Source organism: Eubacterium maltosivorans (assembly GCF_002441855.2).
Taxonomy (GTDB): Bacteria; Bacillota; Clostridia; order Eubacteriales; family Eubacteriaceae; genus Eubacterium; species Eubacterium maltosivorans.
The window spans coordinates 1,464,812-1,487,687 of record NZ_CP029487.1; the positions used below are offsets into that span (position 1 = coordinate 1,464,812).

The window sequence follows — 22,876 nt, forward strand, 5'->3', positions numbered from 1 at the left end:
GGTTTCTGTTTGGTGTCGGAGGTTATTTCGATAAATATCCAAGTTGAAAAAATACGTTAAAATCATGGACCCAATCAACATCGCCACAAATACGAGAATTAAGATTCGCAGAAGTGTAAAATAAAAAAGGTTATCTTTCTCCTCTTTTGGAGAGCTTTTCCGTAAAATTTGACGTTTCATTTTATATCCTTAAAACCTTCTACTTTGGGGGTATGTTTTATTGTACCATATGGCTATACTTCTGTCTACCACAGAAAACGGTATGAAATATTTTCATTCAACAAAATCCGCATATTATAGGCATTTCAAGCATAAAAAAACATTCCGGAAAATTTGCCGGAATGTTTAAGATTTTTCAAGACTCTTTTTTCTTACTTTTTTTGTCATCCTTGGTATCATCTGAACGGCCGAGCATTTTATCAAAAAGACGTTCCAGGATGTCTTTCTTTTTACCTTTGCCTTCAAATTCCTTGGTACGGCGGTTTATTTTATTGGCCATACCCTTTGCAATCTGGATAGTTTCAGCGTTCTCATCAGGCAACAAAGCGTTCCATTCTCTAAAAAGCTTGCCATTGACTGTCATGGCCTCATAGTTGATCGCCAGCACACGGTAAACGTGATGTCCATTGTCATGCTCTTTCACCTTGGCTCTGGCGCGGTTCCAGGAATGATAGCGGCCCATCATATAAGCCTGATCCTCACTGATAATGGAGCAATAAGGTTTATTCGTTGCTCTCAAACGGAAAGAATTTGGTGCAATAAGCACAAATATTACCGCAGTGACTGCAAAGAACGCCCCAAAGGCTACAGCCAGCATCTTGCTTTCCTCACTCAAAAGGAAAAACAGGATGACCGATAAAACAATGATAATCGCCAGCAGTATAAAAAACTTCTTTTTACTGGCTTTTTTTTGGATTGCATTGAGCTCGCCAATAAAGCTTTCATATAAAGCGTCATCGTATTCCCAACGGATTTTTTCTGCATCGCTTTTTATAAAATTTTCAAATGCCTTGTAGCGTTTGAAATAAAACAAGGCAAAAATAATGCCGCCGGCGATCAGGATAATTCCAAAATAATTGCAATAAAACTGGTATGGGCCGATATCCGCCACCATACCAGGTACAAAGACCACCAGGACGCCCAAAACGGATGCGACCAAAGATAAAATAATGTTCAGCTTTAATGGATTTTGAATGTCATTCATACTTTTTCCAACCTTTTTAAATTTTTATGCACACCTGTCCTTATAAAGCTTTAAAGGTTTCTCGAACTTCATTGATCTTGCCGCAGCTCATTGCGCCTTCAGGGCAAGGGCCTTCCACACAACGCGGACCGGCATTTTTAAATAAGATCGGTGCAACCTTGCGGCATTCCACCAGCATGGCGATGGCACAGGCGCGGATTTCCCACTGGGCACGCATGCAGCAACGCTGGTTAAAGAAATGCAGCAGCTCACGGACATTCATAGTGACCACAATTTTTGTTTCACAGGCATTCGGCAATACAAAACGGGCATCCTCGATTCCCTGTTTTTCTGCCATGTTCGCAGCCTGTTTTTCAGACTTTCCCTCTGCCATCAATTCCTGCTTATGCTTTTCAATGAGCTTTTCAGCAATCACATCATAGGAATGCTGGGCATTTTCCATCGCGCGGATATACTCTTCCTTTGCCTCTGGAATATTCGCAATCTCATAAGGCACAATGTAATTAAACTGTCCCTCTGTAACATAGCGCTGAGATTTCTGGCTAAAGCTTGCCATCCGGTGTCGTACCAGCTGGTGAGTCAGGGCGCGGCTCACACCTTCAATTGCAAAGGTAAAACTGGCGTGTTCAATGGGGGATGCGTGTCCCATATCCATCAGGCGGTTTAAAAATTTATCTACATTTTCCGGGGTCAGATCCTCCATAATTTCCGCGGCGCCAGCGTGGGAATAACAGAGTTTAGCAGCAGCAGCCACAAGCTTTTCCGGTTCGGGGGTATGCTCGATTAACGTAACACTGAGTTTGGTTTCCATTGTTTTCTCTCCTTTGTTATGAGCGTAATGATTTTGTCCTGAACAGACAATGCTATTATTATACCATTTATGAGACTTCCCGCAAATCGAAATATGAATATAAATTTCATAAGTTAAGATAAATTTTTATATCCACAAATTATTCCCTTTTCCCGCCAACTATTTATTAACCCCAGATGGCTGAAAACGTGTATAATAATAAAAGATTTGGAGGTAGCATCATGTTTAAAGGACAAAAGATTACGCCGGAACACAATAAAGTATACCGCTACGAAACCGGCGAACGACATAAATATTTAGGGCATTTCTACACCCTTTCTGTTATGCAGACAACCGCAGAGCCCAACGTCCGTATACAGGGCGAAAATATGATCATGGAGGTCAACGACCCAGGCAACCGCAAGCAAAAAGAGCTGGCTCTGGATATGTGGTACCGCGAACAGGCCCGCGAGGTTTTTGTTCCCATTCTGGCCGAAGCCATCGTAAAGGCAGCAAAATATTGTCTTCAGATGCCACAGCTCAGAATTTACCGCATGCTGGATCGCTGGGGTTCCTGTTCGCCTAAAAGCAAAATTCTAATCTTAAACCTGGAGCTTATCAAGGTGCCTGTTCCCTGCATTGAATATATTGCCCTGCATGAGATGATTCATTTTAAATATCCCAGCCATGACTTTGGCTTTAACTCCGCACTTGGCAATCTGATGCCAGACTGGAAGCAGCGTGAAGATTTTCTGAATACCTATTATCCAATTTAAGAAAAAAGGAGGCGCCGTTCATCTGAACGGCGCCTCCTTTTCCAGTTACTGCAAAGCTTATTTAAAATCTACCCCCTGGGGCATAATAGCGATCTTGACACCGGTCATCGCAATGTTGGTTTCCATCGCCTCGGTGGCGTGATCCAGATCAAATTTATCCGTTACCAAAAGCTCTACCGGAATGTTCATTTCGGCGGCCTTCTTAAAGAAGCCCAATGTCGTGATGTACTCGTTGGCACCGTAAACCCAGGATCCAACAAGGTTAATTTCCTTATTACACAGGTCGAAGTGTGGGTTGATGGTACAGTCGCCGTTATCGACAAAGAATCCCATTTCACAGAAGCCGCCGCCACGACGTACATATTTAAAGGCGTCAGCCGCCGCTGCCGGAGATCCGGTGCACTGGAATACAAAATCTGCGCCAAAGCCGCCAGTAAGGGCAACGACCTTTTCAACACGTTCTCCGATGGTGGTTAATTCTCTAAAGTTAATGACCTCAGTAGCGCCCATCTTCTTAGCCAGTTCCAGCCGTCTGTCAACGCCGTCGACCGCAATGATGTTGACTGTGCCCGCTGCGCTTAACACCGCGATCATCATCAGCCCAATAGGACCGCAGCCCTGAACTAAAACCGTTGACGCCATATCAATCAGGTTAAGCTTTTTCGCCCGCTGCAATGCGTGAACGGCTACCGCTGCCGGTTCAATCAGCATTCTCTGATCAACGTTAAATTCATTGACAACAAAAATCGAAGAATCCTTGCGCACCAAAATATGCTCTGCAAACCATCCGTCTAAATGCACATCATCATCGGGAATCAGCCCGTATACACCCAAATTTTCACAAAGATTGGGCACTTCTGGAAAACGGCGGCAGTAACCGCAGTCTCCGCATAAAAGCACAGAGGTAACCACTTTATCTCCGACTTTGATCGGGTCGCCCTTTGTATCGATCTTAACATTTTTCCCAATCATAACGACTTCACCGGTTCCTTCATGGCCGAGGGTGACTGGCGTTATGCCAAACGGATCCCCCTTGTACTCATGCACGTCCGTTCCGCAGATACCGCAACCTTCAACTTTAACTAAAATTTCATCGTCACCAATGCTTTCTGGTAAGGCAAATTCCTTAATTTCTACCTTTTTAGGTCCCATTAGCATTGCGTTTCTTGTCGTTGCCATAATTCTTCCCTCCTTGATTAAAATAATGATGACGTTTAACACCGCCTTTAAATTCATTATATAATTTTTCAAGTCTAAAGCAAGTGACACTTTCCCCGGAATGTCACATATGTGACATTCCGGGGAAAGTGTCAAATCTCTTGCTCAAGGAAATTATCTTAATTCAATTCTGAAAGCAGACCCTTCAGGCGCTCTGGCATGGCTTCGACCAAAAGGCGGGCCATACCTGCCGGGTCAGTCTTAAGCTTGCCACAGACAAATTCAACCGTCATCTCCATTGAGCCTCGGCAGTACATTTCCAGCAAAAAAGCAATATCTGGCTCCAGCGATTTTCCCGTTTTTCGGGTAATGACAGCTTCATACATTTTGTAGATCAGATCCATATCGTATTCAAAGAGAGAATTGCAGCTACTGGATTGAAAAGCTGCCCGAAAAAAGACAATATCCTTTAAAATCAGCGTATATTTTTGAGTCAGCCCATCAATGAGCGTCATGCTGACCCCCATCTGACGGACAGTATTTTTTGCCAGCTTCTCAAAATACCAGTTTACAAGATCGTATTTATCAATAAAATGACGATAAAAGGTTTGACGCGTCAAGCCGCAGTTATCTGTTATTTCCCGTACCGTTATTTTATCCAGGGGCTTTACCGCTGCCAATTCCTTGATGGATTTCGCAAAACGGAGACAGGTTTTCTCATTCACATTCATCCCAGCACCTCGCAGCTTTATTTATTTTATTATACATCATGTTTCTAGTTTTATACATATAATATTCTTTTGATAACTAATAAATTTTACGAATTCTTATCACGCCCGCAGCAGCTTTTTTGATAAACGCCATTACACCATTGCGGATGAAAAAAATTTAATAAAATTCAATTTCAATCCAGGAATATATCGTTTCAAAAATTCCATTTCAATTACAAAAAACGCTTTTAAAAACGCTATTTTTGCAAGTTTTTGGGTTTTGATTTCATTCAAAAGATGTATACAGTATTTTTAAATTAAAGTGAATTTTAAGGTTTATTTTTGATTTGAAACGTGCTACACTGTAGGCACAGGAAGCCGAAAGGAAGTATTATTATGAGTACCAAGGAAAAATCAGAAAAAAAATCTGTTATCAGTAGAGATGTTTTAGCGGCAATGTTTAACACCAGCGAGTTTAAACAGTATTCCCATGACTGTCGTCAGGAAGTTGTGGAATCCCTTGAAGGACACGAATTCAAAACGTTACTCGACCTTGACTGCGGCGGCGGAAAAATGCTTGAGCAGCTTTTCGAAACCTTTCCGGACATGGAAGCCTGCGGTTTTGACTATTCTCTGGACCGTCTGAATGGCGCCAAAGAACGTCTGGAAGGCAAAAACGTCTCGTTCAAATTTGGGAACGCACAGTGCCTCCCCTATGAAGACAACCAATTCGACGTTGTGGTCAGCACCTCAACCTTCCACCATTATCCTTACCCCGATAATGTCTTAAAGGAAGTACACCGGGTATTAAAGCCAAAGGGCATCCTGGTCATCTGCGATACCTATCTGGGCGCTACACTGCGCTATCTCAACACCTTCTGCAAACCCATCAATGAGGTTACAGAAATCCGCATGTATTCTGAAAAAGAAATCTGGCAAATGCTTGGAGGAGCTGGCTTTAACGGCATCACTTGGCGCCGTCTCAATAAACATGCTTACCTGGCTAAAGCTGTCGCTTCCGGAATCCCGCTTATTGCTTAAACAGATTTTATTTAATACTGAGTTAACATACACCCCTTCGGGCTTTCCGAAGGGGCTTTTTTATTCAATCATTCCTTTTACACCGCGCGAAATAAACCGGCTGATGATCTGGGCAGTCTCCTCGGCATTTAAAGGAATATCCCGTATAATCTTTTCCAACCCGCCCTCCACAACTGCGCCAACAATACAGGCATCTATAACGGATAAGGTGACTTCATTTGTAATCGAATGAGAGCTTTTGAACAGGCTTTCTTTTAAAATCACCTTATATTTGGTAATAAACGCTCCATTTTGGTTACCCTGAGACAAACTTCTGATGGTTTCAGCATGCTCCATCAAAAACTGTATACACTTCAAAATTGGTGGATAGGGATCATCGATAACATCGTCGATGCTGTTTTCTCCAATAACCTGCATGCAGCGGTCCATCAAATCATTTTCGACCTGTTCCTGGACGTCGTAAATATCCAGAAAATGCGCATAAAAAGTCCCGCGGCTGACATCAGCAAGCGTCAAAATGTCATTAACGGTTATCTTTCGAATATCCTGATTGATAATGAGCTGAATAAATGCATTCTTAATTGCATTTTTAGATTTTCGCACATCCCGTCTTTCTTTTACCATACTTTTCCCTTCTATAATCTAAATAATTATCGGACAGTTAATTCAAATTTATACATTTTTTCTAAATTTTATTTAAATTCATACAAAGCATATAGAATTTATACATTGTGTATAGATTCAAATAAAAGTATAATATTGTTGTCATAAAAATTCAAGAAAAATATGACCAAAACAATGCGAAAGGTGGCTGAAAATATGTCAAGTGTAAAAAAAGAAATTGAGAATATTATTCAATCTGGAAAAAATATTGGAAAGGCCTACAAAGATACCGGGGTCGCTGTTGGTAAAAGCTACGCGAAGGCTGGAATAAAAACTGCGGAAATTTTCAAAAATCTCTATGATTCTGAAACAGAAGAAAGCGAAGACAGACATCCCGCAAAAAAATAAATATACTTTACTTTTTAGGACAGGGCTGCCCTGTCCTTTTTTATGCACTTCTTTACCGTCCATTGACCCTCTTAAGGTTTTCTGATATAATTTGCAAGTTGTACTTATTTAAAAAGAAAACTTTTGCAAGGGAGGTATGTATTGTGCAAAAAAGAGAAACTTTCTCATCCCGATTGGGCTTTCTCCTGATTTCGGCTGGCTGTGCCATCGGTTTGGGAAATGTCTGGCGCTTTCCATATATTGTTGGAAAATACGGCGGCGCTGCTTTTGTTTTACTGTATTTATTATTCTTAATCATCATGGGCCTGCCGATCATGGTCATGGAATTTTCTGTCGGCCGTGCCAGTCAGAAAAGTATTGCCCGTTCCTTTGATGAATTAGAGCCTAAGGGAACAAAATGGCATCTCTACAGCTTTTTCGGTATCGCGGGAAATTATCTGCTGATGATGTTCTACACCACTATAGCTGGCTGGCTGCTGCTTTATTTCTTTAAAATGGCCAAGGGGGATTTTGTCGGTTTAAACGCTGACGGTGTTTCCGCAGAGTTTGGAAATCTGATGGGACAGCCTGTCCTGATGACGGTTTTTATGGTCATCGTGGTATTGATCTGTATGGGGGTTTGCTCCCGGGGACTTCAAAATGGGGTTGAAAAGATCACAAAGGTTATGATGATCTGCCTGTTGGCAGTCATGATTATTCTGGTTGGACGCGCGGTCACGCTGGAAGGGGCGGCGGAAGGCCTGAAATTTTATCTGATGCCTGACTTCAATAATCTGATGTACGACGCTCAGGGAAATATGATTTTAGGCGAGGCTATTTTCGCGGCCATGGGACAGGCCTTTTTTACCCTGTCGCTTGGGATCGGCGCACTGGCAATATTCGGCAGTTATATCGGAAAAGACCACACACTGGGCGGCGAAGCCCTCCGTGTCACATTGCTTGATACTGCTGTGGCCATTATGTCTGGATTGATTATTTTTCCAGCCTGCTTTGCTTTTAATGTCGCGCCCAACGAAGGCCCTGCCCTTATTTTTGTGACACTCCCCAACATTTTTAACGAAATGCCCATGGGCCAGGTCTGGGGCGCTCTGTTCTTTGTGTTCATGAGCTTTGCCGCACTGTCAACCGTTATCGCGGTATTTGAGAACATTATTTCATTCGCCATTGACCGCTGGGGCTTTAGCCGAAAAAAATCCGTTTTAATTAACCTGGCCGCCATTATCCTTTTGTCCATGCCTTGTATTCTTGGCTTTAATGTGCTTTCAGGTTTTCAGCCGCTGGGCCAGGGCACCGGTATTCTTGATCTTGAGGACTTTATCGTCAGCAATAATCTGCTGCCGCTGGGCTCTCTTGTTTACCTGCTGTTCTGTGTCTCTAAGAAAGGCTGGGGCTGGGACGCTTTTATCACTGAAGCCAATACCGGCAACGGCTTAAAATTTCCAAAGAGCATCCGCTTTTACGTAACATGGATTTTACCTTTCGTGATTCTCTTTATCTTTATCATGGGCTACTTAAATAAATTTGGCATTGGACTGTAAAAAACAAGACCACTCTTTATCACAAAAGAGTGGTCTTTGACTTATTTGGGTTTTTCTTAAGCTTTAACGTGCCCTATTCACGAATTTTCAGTATAACTCTTCTAGTTTTGGGCGTTTACGCGATGATATGGAAATAGAGATTTATCGAACCTTTGTCTGTAAGCCATTAACCCCCGCTGACGATCCTGAGGACGCGAATTGTACTTTTATCCTCTACCTCTGTTTCAAAAGGTGGAGGGATAATTCTTTCCTGGTTCATTAGAACAATATCCAGTCTGTCGAAAATCACCTGGGCTTTCTCTAATGCTTGGTTGGTAGTCATGCCTTGGTAAAAATCGAGTTGAATCTGATTTCCGAAGGGATCAATAATGGTTATCATTAGAATTCGAAGATGGCATCCAGCTCTTCATCAATTAAGTCGAACTGAGAACCGGTCGCTCTGGATCGCTCTTCATAGAAAAAGGAAGGCAGCCTGTCATCTGCAACGGTCATTCCTGCCAGCGTATTGAATTTCTTTTCCGTCAACAGACATCTGACGCCCAGTCCCAGAAGATCGGCGGGCTTCCAGCTTCCGCCATAAAGTCCTTCCATCATTTCAGCAAGATGGGGCACCCCTGGAATACAGTTGGAAAAAGCAAAAAGACACATCATACTGTCTGCAAAGCACAGTACAGACTGCAGCTTATTTGAGGCATAGGCCTGCCCTGCGCGTCCAGCGTCATCAAAGGCCCGGCCCATAGTCAGCCCTGCGGTATGATCGGCCCCCTGAGGACTGGTGGAGTAGGTAACCCCTGTTCCCTTTGTATTCCTGGGATCATACCCTGCCAGAGCCTGATGTTTAACAACAGGGATGCGCTCACAGCCAAGGTATTTTCCAGCGCTTTCACAACCGTTTCCCAGCACCATACCAAATTCCGTACCATCACGCACTTCCTCAAGCAACGCGTAGGCCGCTGCCTTGTCTCCCCATTTCAGCTTGCCTGCTTCCATACAAACTGCGATCCCTGTCCCCATTTCGATGGTATCAATTCCCATGTCATCACAAAGATGATCCATGCGCGCAATCATATCTAAGTCGGTAATCATGCAGTTGGGTCCAAAGAGCGCTACCGTCTCGTACTCAAATCCTGATGTCAGGTAATCGCCTTTTTCATCATTATAAACATTGGAGCACTGCACCACGCAGCCTGGCTGGCAGGGCTTTTTGTTACAGCCGCCCCGCTTGGCCAGGTTGGTCAAAAAGGTCTGAGCGCCAACGCCCCTGCAGTCCGCTATCAGACGGCCTGAAAAATTTTGAACCGGTAGTATTCCTGTTTTACTGGTCGACTCAATGGTTGATATGGTTCCAATATTATGAAAAGGATCCTTCGATGCGCCAGAAGCGATCATTTTATTAATTTTTCCACAGGCTTTTTTAAAAAGTGCCTCATCAACATATTCTGGTTTGTAAGTCTTTATGGCTTTTGCAATAACAATTCCTTTCAGTCCCTTACTTCCCATGACTGCGCCAACACCTCCGCGCCCCGCAGCCCGGGATGGGTAACCTTCTCCAAACTCTGTCACCTGAATAGAGGCCGCTTTATATTGGCGCTCTCCAGCCTGACCGATAGACATAATCGCAATTTTTTCACCATATTTTTGACGCATCGCTGCGCTAAAAGCATAATTACCCATCAACTGGTAATGGGAGGCATCCTCCAATGAAACCTGCCCTTCTGGGTCAATATATAAATAATACAGACCGTCTGACTGACCTAGAACCTCAATCAGCTTTACCCCCTGACCTGCCATCAGCGTTGCTGCCCAGCCTCCAACGCTGCTTTCTTTAATGCCTCCAGTCAACGGGCTTTTTGTACCTACCGAAAGTCGCCCGGCAGTCGTCATTGGTGTGCCCGCAAATAGCGTCGTACAAAAGATAATCCTGTTTTCTGGCCCTAAAGCATCACAGGTTGGCTGGACATTTCGGATTAAATACTCCGCTACCAGGGACCGGGCGCCCAGAAAATGGTATTCCTCATCCAAAGGCAATTTGTTGACTGAAAGCGTATCCATCTCCAATGTTATTTTATTCCACATGGTTCATTCTCCTCTCTCATTATGCGTCATAAGCATGCAGAAGCAGCTCATGTACTTTTGAAGCGCTGATACGATAAGGTATAATCGCATACCCGATATCTTGGGTTACCGCTTTTGCGATATCCCCCAGAGGCTCTTTGGGAATATCCAGTTCTTTCATATTTGGCATTCCAGCTTTTTTCAAAAAACATCGGATGGCTTCACGGGCTATTTCTCCCACTGTTATATTATCCGCATCCTGGGGCACCTCTACACCCATACAGTCACAAATTTCACGAACCTTATGTGCTTCTGTTTTTGCCGTATAGCAAATGACCTCCGGAAGCGCCAGAGAACAGGCAATGCCATGCGGGAGGTGAAATAACGCACCAAAGGTATGACCGATGGAATGTCCCATATGTACCAGTGCGTTGGTAAAGGCCATTCCAGCAAAGGTTGAAGCTAAAATCATATGCTCACGAGCGTCCAAATTTTTTCCGTCCTCAATTGCAACCGGAAGCCATTTAACGATCATTCGAATAGCTTCCCGCGCAAGCGCGTCTGCCATTGGGTTAGCCTGTCCGCCAGTCAGCGACTCTACCGCGTGAGCAAAGGCATCGACACCTGTAGCCGCAGTCATTTTAGGTGGAAGCCCCAGCGTAAGGTCCGGATCCACAATCGCTAAATTAGCCAGGCATACCGGCGAAACAACGCTGTCCTTTTTTTTCTGCGCCACAAGGGAAATAACACACATATTTGTCACCTCACTGCCCGTGCCGCTTGTTGTAGGAATAAATACCATTTTCACTCCTGGCTTCAGTCCATTCTGAACGCCGCCACAATAATTGCTGATCGGAGGTGGATTATTGATCAGCACATTGACACCTTTAGCTGTATCGATCGCGCTTCCTCCACCAACAGCTACAATACTGTCGATGCCTGCTTTCCTTGCTTCTTCTGCCGCAGCCTCTACCATCGTATCCGGCGGATCCGGCACCACGCCGTCAAAAATCACGGTTTCCAGCCCCGCTTCGTGTAAACTGTCCAGAATGCGATCCGCGATGCCAGTATCCTTCATTCCTTTGTCATAAATGACCAACGTTTTTGAGCATCCCATTTCCCGCACTTTCATGCCGGTACGCATTGATGAACCGCTTCCCATAATAACGGGTACAAAAATCTCATACGATGTAATCATCTTTTTCACTCCTTTTTATTTTTATCCGATTGTTTTTCCGATGCTTTTATGATATCATCATCTTTGAATAATGTATATCGGTTACAAGACTGAAAAAACGTTAGAAATTTGTGCATATTGCCTAAATCTTATGCTCAGACTTCAATATGCGTTTTTCTGATAAGGAGGAATCCACTTTGCAGACAAATGAACTTTATCCGGCTGTCAAGCCTTTTATACAGGAGGATTTACTTAAATTTATCGATCTGGCCAGCAATGCTTCGGATATGGAACGCATTTTAAATACTGCTGCACGTTATATTGGAAACGCGCTGATCCTCATTGATCTCTTCGGCGCTGTGCTGTGCTATTCCAGCGATTTTGAAATTCTGGATCCTTTGTGGGCCGAAAACATCCGTCAAGGTTCATACACTGGCGATTTTTCACGTAAGGTCCGTGCCAATAATTCCATGCAGGACTGGAGCCGCACCGGCCAGCCTGTGCAGGAGATTACTCTGGAAGGCGATATGCAGCCTAAGCTCGTCGCACGAATCGAAGAAGACCGGCACGTAATGGCTGCCCTGGTGATGGTTGCCCATCATACCCCCATTTGCAGCATGCACCAACAGACACTTCCCATACTGGCAAAGCTGATTTACAGCGCTTACACCCGAAACCATCCGCAGGCACCCGTATCTCTACAGGACATGCCCTACGCCGCCGCGCTTTTTGCACTGCTTGACAACGCTTCAGACAATGGTCCCACCAATCTGGACAGCCTTGATTTTCCCGCAGAAATGCAGGCTGTAACCGCGCGCCTGGTCGACCGGTATGACAATCGATATATTAAGCGGGCCTTTTCGCAGGAAATGCAAGGTATTTTTCCTGAAGGGCATCTCGTCCAGAAAAAGGGATATATTTGCGCGCTCACCTCAGGCGTCGCTCCTGTCCAACATGAGGCTCTTGAAAAATTAGCGTTGCAAGACAATGCACGTATAGGAATCAGCTGGCGTTTTTCAGATATTATGGATTTTCATCACTACTTTAACCAATCGGTCAGCGTTATTAAACTCGCTGAAAAGCATCAGGATAAAAATCGCGTTGTAAATTTTACAAACTATGCCTTTTATGCTCTGCTTGAAAACTATACGGGTAAATATCCGCTGGACTGGTACTGCCATCCTGCCCTAACACAGCTAAGACTTCATGATCAAAGCCATCATACGGAATATTATGAAACGTTACGTACTTTTATGATCACAAGGTGTAATCAGAAACAATCAGCTGAACAGCTCTTTATTCATCGTAACACGCTCCAATACCGGTTGAACCGAATTACTGCCCTTACTGGTCTGGATTTATCCGAAAGCATGACCACTTGGGTTTTACTCATATCTTTTGCCATTGAAAAATACAAAAGCTAACGTTTTTTAAAGACAAAACCTCAACAGCAATAATGGCAGCACCAAAAGAGCCGAAAGTCCAAACAGGAACTTCCGGCTCTCAAAGCTGTTCATTCTATCACTTTTCTATTTTTTCTTTTTAACGGATAAAATTGGTGTATACTGTTTCCTCTTTTTGAGGTATTCCATACTGCTCCTTGCCAAGGGCAATGGATTTTATGAGAAATGCCATATTTTCAGCCAGGGTTCTCATGATTTGCAGGCCCTCAAGATCTTCAGCCGCTTCATCCGCGTTTCTGCCGTGCAGGCTGTTCCAATACTGTCCAGACGCCACTGGCATTCCGCTGATCGTAAAATATTTATTTAGCTCGTCAAAGGTCGCCGACAGGCCGCCGCGCCTGGCTGTGACAACGCTCGCCCCCACCTTCATGGTTTTATCAAAGGGCGTGCTGTAAAAAAGCCGGTCCAAAAGAGCCACCATCGTCGCATTGGCCGACGCGTAATAGACCGGGCTGGAAACGACCAGTCCATCTGCTTTTTCAAATTTGGGAGCAATTTCATTTACCAGGTCATCAAAGGTACAATTTCCATGCTCTCTGCAGTAATTACAGGCAATACAGCCTCTGACCGCTTTGTTCCCCACCTGAACCAGCTCTGTTTCAATTCCGTTCTTCTCAAATACTCCAGTCATTTCCGCCAGAGCCTTATAACCTGCGCCGCCTGTATGAGGGCTGCCGTTAAGTAATAACACGTTCATCTAACTAGCCTCCTTGTTTTTAAGAACCTTTCAGTCCTTAATCTTTCTTGTTTAAGTATAAAACAATATCAGCTGCGTAGCAAACAGATTTTAAAAATCTTATTTGAAATCAGGTCATATCGTCCCGAAGCGCGTCGATAATGTTTTCTTTTTTGATGCTCCGGGTCGCATACAGCATTGTGATGAACACCAGAAAAAACACACCGATTACGCTGATAATAAGACTGGCCCAGGGGAAGATAAAGCCGATCTTTGCGCCGCCGGCATCCATGCCCCTGTAAATCAGCCATGAAAGCAATACCGCTATGGGTACGCCAAACAGCAATGTCTTCATACCGAAAAAGGCACACTCAAAATTCATCATTTTACTAAAATCGCGGTCCGACATTCCCACAGAGCGCAGCATGGCAAACTCCCGTCTGCGAAGCTTGATATTTGTGGAGATTGTGTTAAACACATTGGCTGTGGCGATCAGCGAGATCATGAAGACAAAAACATAGGTAAACACATCCACAACGAACACGATATTGCGGTTTTGCTCAAATATTTCATTCGCATTATACAGGCTGTAATTCGCGGTAATCCCCTCGCTCTGGATGACTGTTTTCATCTCAGCCACCGACTGTGCAGCATTATCTGACCGGAAAGTCAGGCCTGTTACAGCGTCACTCCCTGGCTCAAAATTACTTTTCAGCTGATAAGGGGCGATGATCATAAAGGTAGCGCTTTTCACCTGGGCGGATTGTCTTGGGATTCCGTCTACCGGTATGGTATCGACAAAGGTCAGGCTTACAGTCTTACCCTGATCCTGCGCAGTCCCGTCGTCTGCTCCAGGCACAACGGTGAAATCCATGGAGGTATTGTCAAACATATTGTACAGCGAACGCTTTCCCGATTGTTCGCTGTCCCCTTTCGCCTTGGCAACAGCTGTCATTTTCGCGTTCTGTCCGGTATACTCCTCTGCGGGCAGCCCCAGATCTTTGATAAAATCCAGATAAACGCTGTCCTCAACAAACTGGATTTCCATTGGCAGGGCTACTGTTTCATCCGGGGAAGCCAGACCAAGGGCTTCGCGGTAGCGTTCTGAAAAATCACTGGCTCTGGCTGTGCATGAATAGGTTGACACCGCCTGATATGAGCTCTCATAGACCCCTTCCACCGCTTTCAATTTATCATAAAGCCGGAACAGCTGGCTTTCATCCATATTCTGAGTAGTAAAGCAGATGTCATAATCTGAATCGACAACAGACTGCTTGGCTGCCTGCTTAAGGCTTTCCCCAAAGGCATTGGCCGATACAAACAGTACTACGCTCAGGGTAAGAGACAGCACAATACTGCGGTAACGTTTTTTATTTCTCTTGAAGTTTTTTAGGGCAAGCATTCCTTCCAGGCCATAAACACGCTGTGCGAAATCCGATGTTTTCACAGCTTTGGAATCGATTTTGACTTCATTTGTCTGGCGTATACTCTCCAGCACCGGTCTTTTCGCGGCCTTCCGCGCCGGAATATAGGCCGAAATTAAAATCGTGATCATGCTGATAACTGCAGAGGCGATAAGGGCCGGCACAGATATTGTTAAGGTCAGAGGCACATCGGTTAAGAGAATATTCCTGAAATTGCCAGCGATGACAGAAATCACAAGGGTAATACTTCCAATGCCGACAGCCAGGCCAATGGGGATGCCGACCACACCGATACAGAGTCCCTCGAATAACACAGAATTCCGAAGCTGCTTTGATGTGGCGCCCACGGATGCGAGTATCCCAAACTGGCGCGTACGCTCATTAAGCGAGATGTTAAAGGCGTTGTAGATCAGAAAAACTGAACCCAGCATAATCAGAAGAACCAGGATACTGCCAACAGAATATAACAGCGTGTTAAACAGCGTGTCATCCGAAAGTCCCATAAAACGCAGCACATAATCATTAAGAATTGTGTTGTAGCCGCCAGCTTTGTCCTTTGCGTAGCTCTGAACCTCCCGCGGATTATCAAGGGTGACAAAGACGTTAAAGCTGTCTGCCTGGTCGGCAGGGTCGGACGCTGTAATCAAAGTATATCCTGGCGCTGCGGCTTCCTCAAAGCTTGGCCTCTCACAGATTCCGACAACCGTATAGATTTTCTCGGCTTTTGGCACAACAGCTTCTGACCCGTCCTCTGGATTATACGGGGTATGCTGTGTGAGTCTGCCGCTACCGTTCACACGGTCTCCAACAGCCAACGAAAGCGTATCCCCCACAGCATAATTGACACCGCCATTTGCCGATAGGTGCACGGGGATAAGAACCTCGCCGCTGTTCTGTGGCAGCCTGCCTGAAATCATTTTGATGGGCAGGTCTTTAAAAGCTTTTTCGTTAAAGCCTGTCACAAAGAGATAGGGCTTGTCTGGATTTTTTCCATCATTGAGAGCCGCATAGCCAATATTTTCAATTGTCGCGGTGTCTCTGACCCCCTTGTCATGGCTTCGCTCCTGCAAAAACACGGAGTCCACATCCAGAAACTCCACATGCCAGCTCCCGTATTTCACTGCCGAGCTGTTTATCAGATAATTTTGCAGAGAAACGGCAAAGGTGGCAACTGCCGTGATCATGGCAGCGGATAAAACAACTCCAATAATGGTTACAATCGTCCGTGTACGGCTCTTTTTCAGACTTTGCAGAGTGACCTTGTTGAAGATGTTCATGGCCGCACCCTCTCATCCCGCACAACCTTACCATCAGATATACCGATAATGCGATCCGCCTGAAGCGCGATATTTTCATCATGGGTGACAAGGATAAGGGTCTGACCATATTTTTTATTGCTTAACTTTAACAGATTGACAATTTCATGGCCGTTCCGGCTGTCCAGACTGCCTGTGGGCTCGTCGGCCAGCATGACCGCCGGGGCGTTCATCAGGGCGCGTCCTATGGAAACACGCTGCTGCTGACCGCCTGAAAGCTGATTGGGCAAATGGGTCTGGCGGTCTTTAAGGCCAAGCAGCGACAACAGGTTATTCAATCTTTTCTGATTAACCTTCCGCTTGTCCATCAAAACCGGCAAGGTGATATTTTCCACTACATTGAGTGTGGGAATAAGGTTGTGAAACTGATAAATCAGACCGACCTGCCGCCTGCGGAAAATGGCCAGCTTATCATTGCTCTGGGCATAGACATCCTGTCCATCCAAAAATACCTTTCCGCTGGTGGGCACATCCACGCCGCCAATCATATGAAGCAGGGTAGACTTTCCTGAACCGGATGAACCGATAATCGCCGTGAAATCTCCCTTTTCGATTGTGAGTGAAACGTGGTCGAGGGCGGTTACCTGGTTTTCTTCTGTACCATAGACCTTGCATAAATTTTCAATTCTTAACAGCTCCATTATGTGAGCCTCCTTTCTCTTGGTATACCCATATAATAAAGCTTTTCTCTAACATTCCGGTGACTTTCAGGTGAGAGATCTGTCACTTTGGAAAACGAAGGGTAAAGGCCGCGCCTCCCTGAGGGCGGTTGTTTGCAGTGATGGACCCTCCCTGCCCTGTTACAATCATTTTACAGAGCGCCAGTCCAATACCATAGCCCGATGCATCTGTGCTTTTCCCCCGATAAAACCGGTCAAACAGGTATGGCATATCTTCTTTTTTAAAGCCCGGGCCGCTGTCGTGGACGGCGATCTCGGTAAAGAGTGGATTATCTGTGCAGATAATCTCAATGCTCCCACTCTCACCCACGCTTTCCATACAATTTTTGAGAATGTTTTGGATGGCCTCTGAAAGCCAGCCGGCGTCTCCCTGAAGCCTCGCTCCCTCTGGCGCCTTTATCTGTACATTGACAGCGCGCAGCTCCATCGGTATCTGAAGTGGACGAAGCGCAGCGTATATTAAACTTTGCGCATCAATCGGTTCCCTCTGAAATACCACGACGCCCGCATCCAGACGGGATAACTTTAAAAGGGAGGTGAGCAACCAGTCCATGCGCATGAGCAGTTCCTCGGTTTCCCGCACAAAAGCTTTCCGCTCAATTTCATCAGAGCAGTTGGCCAGCAATGACAAAAGGAGGTTCATGGATGTGAGCGGTGTACGGAGCTGATGAGCGATGTCTGCCAGCGAATCGGCAAGATGTGTCTTTTCTTTTTTTAACGCATCGTTTTGCTCACGGATGCGCAGTGTCATTTTTTTCACCTCGCTGTACAGAATGGAAAGCTCGCCCTCATCCAATTCGTCAATATCCAGACGGTCGTAATTGTGAAGCACCAGATCGATTTGATCGGAAATTTTTGCAATACTTCTATACCGGGCTCTGGTATACACATAAAAAGCAAATCCAAACGCGGCGGCAGACAAAAGAGCCAATATCCCCGCCGCCCGGCTGATGAAAAATCCCAGCGCTGTAAAAAAGACGGCCATCAGCAAAAACAAAACCGCGAACCGCTTAAATTCTCTATTCCTGAGCATAGCCGTCACCCAGACGATAGCCTGTCCCGCGGACGGTCCGGATAATTTTGGGTTTCGCGGGATCATCCTCTATCTTTTCCCGCAGGCGTTTGATATACACTGTCAAGGTATTGTCGTTGACAAACTCACCCGCCGCGTCCCACAGCTCGTCCAGCAGCCGGTCTCTTGTGATAATGCTTTTAGGGTTGTTCACAAACATCAATAGCAGCCGGTATTCCAAGGCTGAAAGAAAAACCTCGCCGCCATTTTTCTTTACCACACCGCTCGCTGTATCGACCTGGATTCCGCATACCTCAAAGGCAGATACAGCGCGTCCGCTTTTCCGCAGGGCGGTTCCGATCCGCGCAATCAGTTCACGGGGACGGAAGGGCTTTGTAATATAGTCGTCTGCACCCATATTCAGTCCAGTGACAACACTGGCTTCATCGCCGGAGGCTGTCAGAAAAATCACGGGAATATCCTGTGCTTCCTTGACCTCTGTGCAAACTGTAAAACCGTTTCCGTCAGGCAGAGACACATCAATGAGTGCCAGATCAAACTTACTGCCAGCGAGCACTTCCGAGGCCTCCCGCCGGGTGGCGGCATGGGTGACGGCAAACCCCTCCGACTGAAGTAAAAGCATCAGGTTTCTCGCGATCGTCTGATCGTCCTCAACTAAAAATATGCGTTTCATCTATTTTCATTCTCCTTTGCTGCTTCTTTTATCATAAGATTATTTTATTATACACCATTTGTCTGTAGCCCTATTGTATTTCTTTTGAATGAAACATGCAAGGCGGACAGCATATTTCTTGTTTTCAAACAGGCCTGTGCATTAAGGCAAATTTATGCCTTGACAATTTTGCGATATCGTTATAATATAGCATTAATAAAACTTACGTTCGACACTTTGTAAACAAAAGTTCTCTTTCGCTGTTGTAATAAACGCCTGAATTTTTGAAACGATGTTGTAAGAAAGGTCTGTAATGATGAATGCTCTTTCAAAAAATATGCCCCTTCACGGCTCAGAAAAGACTGGCCCCATCTATCTCTGCATTGATCTAAAGTCATTTTATGCCTCGGTAGAATGTGTAGAACGCGGTCTTGACCCCATCACAAGCAATCTTGTGGTCGCTGATGTCACTCGCACCCAGAAAACCATCTGCCTGGCGGTTTCCCCTGCCCTAAAAGCCTATGGTATTCCCGGCAGGCCCAGACTTTTTGAAGTTGAGGAAAAACTGAAGGACGTCCGTCTGAGAACCGGAAAGGATGTTCGCTACATTGCTGCGACTCCCAGAATGCAGCTTTATATTGATTACAGCGCCCGAATATATGCGATATACCTTAAATATGTTTCGGAAGAGGATATCCATGTTTACAGTATCGATGAAGTTTTCATCGATGTGACCCATTATCTTTCGGTCAGCCACTGTACGGCGCGCGAGCTGGCAAAAATGATCATTCACGATGTTCTGGCTAACACTGGGATTACAGCCGCCGCTGGGATTGGAACAAACCTATATCTGGCTAAAGTGGCCATGGATATTGTCGCCAAGCATGTAAAGGCAGATGCCGACGGCGCGCGTATTGCCGAGCTGGATGAAATGCGCTACCGGAAGCTTCTGTGGGATCACCGGCCGATCACTGATTTCTGGCGCGTGGGCCGGGGGATTGCCAGGCGGCTTGAGAAAAACGGGATGGTCACAATGGGCGATGTAGCCAGGATGAGCTTGCAGGGAGGCGATGATAACAGGTATGGTGAAAATCTGCTCTATAAAGCGTTTGGCATCGACGCGGAGTTACTCATTGACCATGCCTGGGGAATTGAGCCCTGTACCATGGCGGATATCAAAAACTACAGGCCAAGCACCCACTCCATCTCCTCGGGCCAGGTGCTTCCGCATGCTTATGATTCTGTACAGGGAAGACTGATTGTCCAGGAAATGGTGGATCTTTTGGTATACGATCTCATTGAAAAAGGGTTGTCCGCATCCAGCGTAACCCTGCATATCAGTTATGACAAAGCCGGGCTGAACGATCACCGCTACAGCGGTGGGGTTCATATCGACCATTTTGGCCGCGCAGTACCGAAGCCGGCACATGGCACAGAACAACTGACTGACGCGGGCGGCCGCCCCATCTACAGCAACTCGACAAAGAAAATCATGCGCGCTGCCCTTGCGCTCTATGATCGGATCATCGACAAGGCGCTTATGCTGCGACGGGTATCTCTGACGTTCAATGATGTTGAAGGGGTAACGGGCCGTAACGCAGCATACCGGCAGCTCAGCCTGTTTGAAGAGGATTCTCTTGAAGCAGAACAGGAAAAGCAAGAGGAAAGGATGCAGCAGACGCTGCTCAAAATAAAGCAGAAATATGGAAACAACGCTGTTTTTAAAGGCATGAACCTGCAGGACAGCGCGACAACCTTAGAGCGCAATAACCAAATCGGCGGCCATAAAGCGTGAAAGGAGGCTTTACTTCATGGGGAACTACGATGATATCATGGACCGGGTCCGTCCAATTTCTGACAGGCGGCCGCATATGTCAAGCGCAGACCGGGCGAAGCAGTTCAGCCCTTTTGCCGCGCTTAAGGGCTATGAGGAAGCGCTCAGGCTAAAGCAGATAAAATATGAAAAAAGAATCGAATTGACCGACGACGCAAAGGCTATTCTTGACCGTAAGCTGCATCTTCTGACTAAGCGGCTGACCGATGGACAAAAAGCCGCTGTTACCATCAGGTATTTTGTGCCGGAAATAAAATCGAAGGAAAATAATGAGCCGCTCGGTTCTCATATGGAAATCACCGGCAGGGTTGAAAAGATCAATCCGGAAACGCGGACGCTTCAAATATCCGGTAAAACACTCTTGATTCGTGATATTGTAGACATCTGGGAGCCATCAGATGAATTTTCTGAACCAGCGGCCAGTCTCTTCTTTAACATTTGTGATTAAATGGCTAAACGGGTGTCTCATGCATTATGATTTAAAATTCCGAAAATCAGTTGCTTATATGGGACGAATCCATCCCATATTTTTCGGTTGCTGTCAATGGACCGTTCGCCGATATCAATGACTTCAGTATGCTTTCGCAGCTCTTTCAGATAGCCTTCACTTAACAGTAAAAGCGGGTTTTTCTCTTTATTCGGTATTTTAGACTCCAGCCCCATTATTAAAGTTCCCAGCCGATCGCTGTAAACATGGGCGAGTATCTCAATGGCAATGGAATCCCTTTGGATATCCAGTTCTTTTTGATGGAGTTCCTGATATTTTTTTAAAACATATTCTGCAATTTCCAGGGAGCCATTCCCTTTTTGTGCCAAATAGTCAAACAAAGCGGCGTCTGTTTTAATTTGTATCAGCCTATCATTAAACTTAATTGCTATTCCGTTAAAATCATTGATCCATTCACTCATCTTTAGGCTCCATATTTATTTATATTTTTAAACTATACTGTATATTTAATTATATTCCTTCTATAAAAAAATAACAACACCGTTTACATTAAGTTTTGAGCGTTTATCCGTTTTTTAAAACTTATCTGTAATTATTACGCCCCAATCAATAGTATCATCTGAATTTACTTATGAATTTTTTTCAATTAAAAAGCCGAGTTTAAATGCTCGGCTTTACTTTTTATTTTGTTAATCTGGCGACACCGCTTGCAACAGCAGCTGTGGCCACAGCTGCAGCCACAGTATCCTTGACTCGTGGGTCAAAAGCCTCGGGAATAATATAGTCAGCGTTAAGGTCTTTGTCGCTTACTAGCCCCGCGAGCGCATGAGCCGCAGCAATTTTCATCGCATCATTAATGTCGGCAGCGCGCACATCCAATGCACCTCTGAAAATGCCCGGAAACGCCAGGACATTGTTAATCTGGTTCGGAAAATCTGACCGTCCGGTTGAAACAATGGCTGCACCGGCAGCTTTAGCTTCATCTGGAAAGATCTCTGGTATGGGATTCGCACAGGCAAAAACAATTGGGTCTTTACTCATGCTTCTGACCATTTCCTTTGTGAGCGTTCCTGGTCCGGAAACACCAATGAAAACATCCGCCCCCTTTATAACGTCAGCGAGTGATCCGGACTCGCGGTCTTCATTCGTCAGTTTGGCCATTTCCTCAAGCGTAGGATTAAGCCCCTCCTTTCCTTTATAGACAGCACCCTTGCGATTCGTCATGACGATGTGTTTCACCCCATGACTGATCAGCAGTCGGACAATTGCGATTCCCGCGGCGCCTGCGCCACAAGTAACGACTTTAATCGCTTCAGCTTTTTTATTCACAATCTTCAGCGCGTTAATTAGCCCCGCTAAGGTGATGACCGCAGTGCCATGCTGGTCATCATGGAAAACAGGAATATCGCAGCGTTCCTTCAACTTTTTCTCAATTTCAAAGCAACGCGGCGCGGCAATATCTTCCAGATTGATACCGCCAAAACTTCCAGCTATCAAAGCAACCGTATCTACGATTTCATCAACATCCTTGCTGCGGATACAGAGCGGAATAGCGTCCACATCGCCAAATGCCTTGAAAAGAACACACTTTCCCTCCATGACAGGCATTCCGGCTTCTGGGCCAATATCACCGAGACCAAGAACAGCTGTCCCGTCTGTGACGACAGCAACCGTATTCCAACGACGCGTTAATTCGTAACTTTTATTAACATCTTTTTGAATTTCGAGGCAGGGTTGAGCTACCCCCGGCGTATAAGCGAGGGAGAGCGCTTCCTTATTGTCCACTGCAACTTTAGCTGCGACTTCAATCTTTCCACGCCACTCGTAGTGCCGCTTTAATGATTCTTTAGCATAATCCATTAACTTATCTCCAATTTCTGAGTTTATTGT

General features: G+C 45.4%; 21 protein-coding genes. 7 read left to right on the plus strand and 14 right to left on the minus strand.

The window, feature by feature from the left end; all coding sequences use genetic code 11:
• Positions 1–355: 355 nt before the first annotated feature.
• Both CPZ25_RS07280 and thyX read right to left on the minus strand, forming a co-directional pair.
• On the minus strand, positions 356–1,204 hold the full coding sequence (locus tag CPZ25_RS07280; RefSeq protein WP_096920650.1) for a hypothetical protein: 849 nt from the start codon (positions 1,202–1,204) through the stop codon (positions 356–358).
• Positions 1,205–1,244: 40 nt separating this feature from the next.
• A complete protein-coding gene (thyX, locus tag CPZ25_RS07285; protein WP_058693900.1) occupies positions 1,245–2,015 on the minus strand; it encodes an FAD-dependent thymidylate synthase in 771 nt (256 codons plus the stop codon).
• A 221-nt stretch (positions 2,016–2,236) separates the two neighbouring features.
• On the opposite strand from thyX, the gene CPZ25_RS07290 reads away from it, so the two are divergent.
• Positions 2,237–2,770, plus strand: coding sequence for a M48 family metallopeptidase (locus CPZ25_RS07290; RefSeq protein WP_074617215.1), 534 nt, complete (start codon positions 2,237–2,239; stop codon positions 2,768–2,770).
• 57 nt (positions 2,771–2,827) lie between these two features.
• Here CPZ25_RS07290 and CPZ25_RS07295 read toward each other — a convergent pair whose 3' ends face one another.
• Together CPZ25_RS07295 and CPZ25_RS07300 are read right to left on the minus strand one after the other, a co-directional pair.
• Positions 2,828–3,949, minus strand: coding sequence for a zinc-dependent alcohol dehydrogenase (locus CPZ25_RS07295; protein ID WP_224168748.1), 1,122 nt, complete (start codon positions 3,947–3,949; stop codon positions 2,828–2,830).
• Positions 3,950–4,107: 158 nt separating this feature from the next.
• Complete coding sequence (locus CPZ25_RS07300) at positions 4,108–4,659, minus strand: TetR family transcriptional regulator (protein WP_058693898.1); 552 nt, start codon at positions 4,657–4,659, stop codon at positions 4,108–4,110.
• Positions 4,660–5,034: 375 nt separating this feature from the next.
• Between CPZ25_RS07300 and CPZ25_RS07305 the strand changes: the two genes are divergently transcribed.
• Positions 5,035–5,679 (plus strand): class I SAM-dependent methyltransferase, encoded by a 645-nt coding sequence (locus CPZ25_RS07305; protein ID WP_058693897.1) that lies wholly within the window; start codon positions 5,035–5,037, stop codon positions 5,677–5,679.
• A gap of 60 nt (positions 5,680–5,739) precedes the next feature.
• Here the strand turns inward: CPZ25_RS07305 and CPZ25_RS07310 are convergent, their stop codons facing one another.
• Complete coding sequence (locus CPZ25_RS07310) at positions 5,740–6,303, minus strand: TetR/AcrR family transcriptional regulator (protein WP_058693896.1); 564 nt, start codon at positions 6,301–6,303, stop codon at positions 5,740–5,742.
• Between the two features lie 195 nt (positions 6,304–6,498).
• Between CPZ25_RS07310 and CPZ25_RS07315 the strand changes: the two genes are divergently transcribed.
• Together CPZ25_RS07315 and CPZ25_RS07320 are read left to right on the plus strand one after the other, a co-directional pair.
• On the plus strand, positions 6,499–6,690 hold the full coding sequence (locus CPZ25_RS07315; RefSeq protein WP_133067096.1) for a hypothetical protein: 192 nt from the start codon (positions 6,499–6,501) through the stop codon (positions 6,688–6,690).
• Positions 6,691–6,833: 143 nt separating this feature from the next.
• On the plus strand, positions 6,834–8,228 hold the full coding sequence (locus CPZ25_RS07320; protein WP_058693894.1) for a sodium-dependent transporter: 1,395 nt from the start codon (positions 6,834–6,836) through the stop codon (positions 8,226–8,228).
• Positions 8,229–8,606: 378 nt separating this feature from the next.
• Here the strand turns inward: CPZ25_RS07320 and CPZ25_RS07325 are convergent, their stop codons facing one another.
• Both CPZ25_RS07325 and CPZ25_RS07330 read right to left on the minus strand, forming a co-directional pair.
• Positions 8,607–10,304: an aldehyde ferredoxin oxidoreductase C-terminal domain-containing protein gene (locus tag CPZ25_RS07325; RefSeq protein WP_096920649.1), complete on the minus strand. Its 1,698-nt coding sequence runs from the start codon at positions 10,302–10,304 to the stop codon at positions 8,607–8,609.
• Positions 10,305–10,323: 19 nt separating this feature from the next.
• On the minus strand, positions 10,324–11,481 hold the full coding sequence (locus CPZ25_RS07330; RefSeq protein ID WP_058693891.1) for an iron-containing alcohol dehydrogenase: 1,158 nt from the start codon (positions 11,479–11,481) through the stop codon (positions 10,324–10,326).
• Between the two features lie 176 nt (positions 11,482–11,657).
• Here CPZ25_RS07330 and CPZ25_RS07335 point away from each other — a divergent pair, with 176 nt between their 5' ends.
• Positions 11,658–12,884 (plus strand): helix-turn-helix domain-containing protein, encoded by a 1,227-nt coding sequence (locus tag CPZ25_RS07335; RefSeq protein WP_058693890.1) that lies wholly within the window; start codon positions 11,658–11,660, stop codon positions 12,882–12,884.
• 118 nt (positions 12,885–13,002) lie between these two features.
• On the opposite strand, the gene CPZ25_RS07340 is transcribed toward CPZ25_RS07335, so the two are convergent.
• The 5 genes from CPZ25_RS07340 to CPZ25_RS07360 form a co-directional block, all read right to left on the minus strand.
• The gene (locus CPZ25_RS07340; protein ID WP_096920648.1) at positions 13,003–13,620 is read right to left on the minus strand and encodes a flavodoxin family protein; all 618 of its coding nucleotides are present in this window, start codon (positions 13,618–13,620) and stop codon (positions 13,003–13,005) included.
• A gap of 109 nt (positions 13,621–13,729) precedes the next feature.
• The gene (locus CPZ25_RS07345) at positions 13,730–16,300 is read right to left on the minus strand and encodes an ABC transporter permease (protein WP_096920647.1); all 2,571 of its coding nucleotides are present in this window, start codon (positions 16,298–16,300) and stop codon (positions 13,730–13,732) included.
• Positions 16,297–16,980: an ABC transporter ATP-binding protein gene (locus tag CPZ25_RS07350; RefSeq protein WP_038352694.1), complete on the minus strand. Its 684-nt coding sequence runs from the start codon at positions 16,978–16,980 to the stop codon at positions 16,297–16,299. Before CPZ25_RS07350 ends, CPZ25_RS07345 begins: the two co-directional genes overlap by 4 nt.
• Before the next feature lie 82 nt (positions 16,981–17,062).
• Positions 17,063–18,052 carry a sensor histidine kinase gene (locus tag CPZ25_RS07355; RefSeq protein ID WP_096920646.1) on the minus strand — a complete coding sequence of 330 codons (990 nt, stop codon included), beginning with the start codon at positions 18,050–18,052 and terminating at the stop codon, positions 17,063–17,065.
• Positions 18,039–18,725, minus strand: coding sequence for a response regulator transcription factor (locus CPZ25_RS07360; RefSeq protein ID WP_096920645.1), 687 nt, complete (start codon positions 18,723–18,725; stop codon positions 18,039–18,041). The genes CPZ25_RS07355 and CPZ25_RS07360 overlap by 14 nt, the downstream gene beginning before the upstream one ends.
• A 292-nt stretch (positions 18,726–19,017) precedes the next feature.
• Between CPZ25_RS07360 and CPZ25_RS07365 the strand changes: the two genes are divergently transcribed.
• On the plus strand, positions 19,018–20,499 hold the full coding sequence (locus CPZ25_RS07365; RefSeq protein ID WP_243129359.1) for a Y-family DNA polymerase: 1,482 nt from the start codon (positions 19,018–19,020) through the stop codon (positions 20,497–20,499).
• A gap of 16 nt (positions 20,500–20,515) precedes the next feature.
• Positions 20,516–20,986, plus strand: coding sequence for a YolD-like family protein (locus CPZ25_RS07370; protein ID WP_096920644.1), 471 nt, complete (start codon positions 20,516–20,518; stop codon positions 20,984–20,986).
• Positions 20,987–21,003: 17 nt separating this feature from the next.
• On the opposite strand, the gene CPZ25_RS07375 is transcribed toward CPZ25_RS07370, so the two are convergent.
• Together CPZ25_RS07375 and CPZ25_RS07380 are read right to left on the minus strand one after the other, a co-directional pair.
• The gene (locus CPZ25_RS07375) at positions 21,004–21,447 is read right to left on the minus strand and encodes a hypothetical protein (protein ID WP_074617206.1); all 444 of its coding nucleotides are present in this window, start codon (positions 21,445–21,447) and stop codon (positions 21,004–21,006) included.
• Positions 21,448–21,667: 220 nt separating this feature from the next.
• The gene (locus CPZ25_RS07380) at positions 21,668–22,846 is read right to left on the minus strand and encodes an NAD(P)-dependent malic enzyme (RefSeq protein ID WP_074617205.1); all 1,179 of its coding nucleotides are present in this window, start codon (positions 22,844–22,846) and stop codon (positions 21,668–21,670) included.
• Positions 22,847–22,876: the final 30 nt, after the last annotated feature.

What these genes read in the sequence shown, in the direction of transcription:
- CPZ25_RS07280 (WP_096920650.1), bottom strand. Translation starts at nt 1,204, where the DNA reads ATGAATGACATTCAAAATCCATTAAAGCTGAACATTATTTTATCTTTG.
- thyX (WP_058693900.1), bottom strand. Translation starts at nt 2,015, where the DNA reads ATGGAAACCAAACTCAGTGTTACGTTAATCGAGCATACCCCCGAACCG.
- CPZ25_RS07290 (WP_074617215.1), top strand. Translation starts at nt 2,237, where the DNA reads ATGTTTAAAGGACAAAAGATTACGCCGGAACACAATAAAGTATACCGC.
- CPZ25_RS07295 (WP_224168748.1), bottom strand. Translation starts at nt 3,949, where the DNA reads ATGGCAACGACAAGAAACGCAATGCTAATGGGACCTAAAAAGGTAGAA.
- CPZ25_RS07300 (WP_058693898.1), bottom strand. Translation starts at nt 4,659, where the DNA reads ATGAATGTGAATGAGAAAACCTGTCTCCGTTTTGCGAAATCCATCAAG.
- CPZ25_RS07305 (WP_058693897.1), top strand. Translation starts at nt 5,035, where the DNA reads ATGAGTACCAAGGAAAAATCAGAAAAAAAATCTGTTATCAGTAGAGAT.
- CPZ25_RS07310 (WP_058693896.1), bottom strand. Translation starts at nt 6,303, where the DNA reads ATGGTAAAAGAAAGACGGGATGTGCGAAAATCTAAAAATGCAATTAAG.
- CPZ25_RS07315 (WP_133067096.1), top strand. Translation starts at nt 6,499, where the DNA reads ATGTCAAGTGTAAAAAAAGAAATTGAGAATATTATTCAATCTGGAAAA.
- CPZ25_RS07325 (WP_096920649.1), bottom strand. Translation starts at nt 10,304, where the DNA reads ATGTGGAATAAAATAACATTGGAGATGGATACGCTTTCAGTCAACAAA.
- CPZ25_RS07330 (WP_058693891.1), bottom strand. Translation starts at nt 11,481, where the DNA reads ATGATTACATCGTATGAGATTTTTGTACCCGTTATTATGGGAAGCGGT.
- CPZ25_RS07340 (WP_096920648.1), bottom strand. Translation starts at nt 13,620, where the DNA reads ATGAACGTGTTATTACTTAACGGCAGCCCTCATACAGGCGGCGCAGGT.
- CPZ25_RS07345 (WP_096920647.1), bottom strand. Translation starts at nt 16,300, where the DNA reads ATGAACATCTTCAACAAGGTCACTCTGCAAAGTCTGAAAAAGAGCCGT.
- CPZ25_RS07350 (WP_038352694.1), bottom strand. Translation starts at nt 16,980, where the DNA reads ATGGAGCTGTTAAGAATTGAAAATTTATGCAAGGTCTATGGTACAGAA.
- CPZ25_RS07355 (WP_096920646.1), bottom strand. Translation starts at nt 18,052, where the DNA reads ATGCTCAGGAATAGAGAATTTAAGCGGTTCGCGGTTTTGTTTTTGCTG.
- CPZ25_RS07360 (WP_096920645.1), bottom strand. Translation starts at nt 18,725, where the DNA reads ATGAAACGCATATTTTTAGTTGAGGACGATCAGACGATCGCGAGAAAC.
- CPZ25_RS07365 (WP_243129359.1), top strand. Translation starts at nt 19,018, where the DNA reads ATGATGAATGCTCTTTCAAAAAATATGCCCCTTCACGGCTCAGAAAAG.
- CPZ25_RS07370 (WP_096920644.1), top strand. Translation starts at nt 20,516, where the DNA reads ATGGGGAACTACGATGATATCATGGACCGGGTCCGTCCAATTTCTGAC.
- CPZ25_RS07375 (WP_074617206.1), bottom strand. Translation starts at nt 21,447, where the DNA reads ATGAGTGAATGGATCAATGATTTTAACGGAATAGCAATTAAGTTTAAT.
- CPZ25_RS07380 (WP_074617205.1), bottom strand. Translation starts at nt 22,846, where the DNA reads ATGGATTATGCTAAAGAATCATTAAAGCGGCACTACGAGTGGCGTGGA.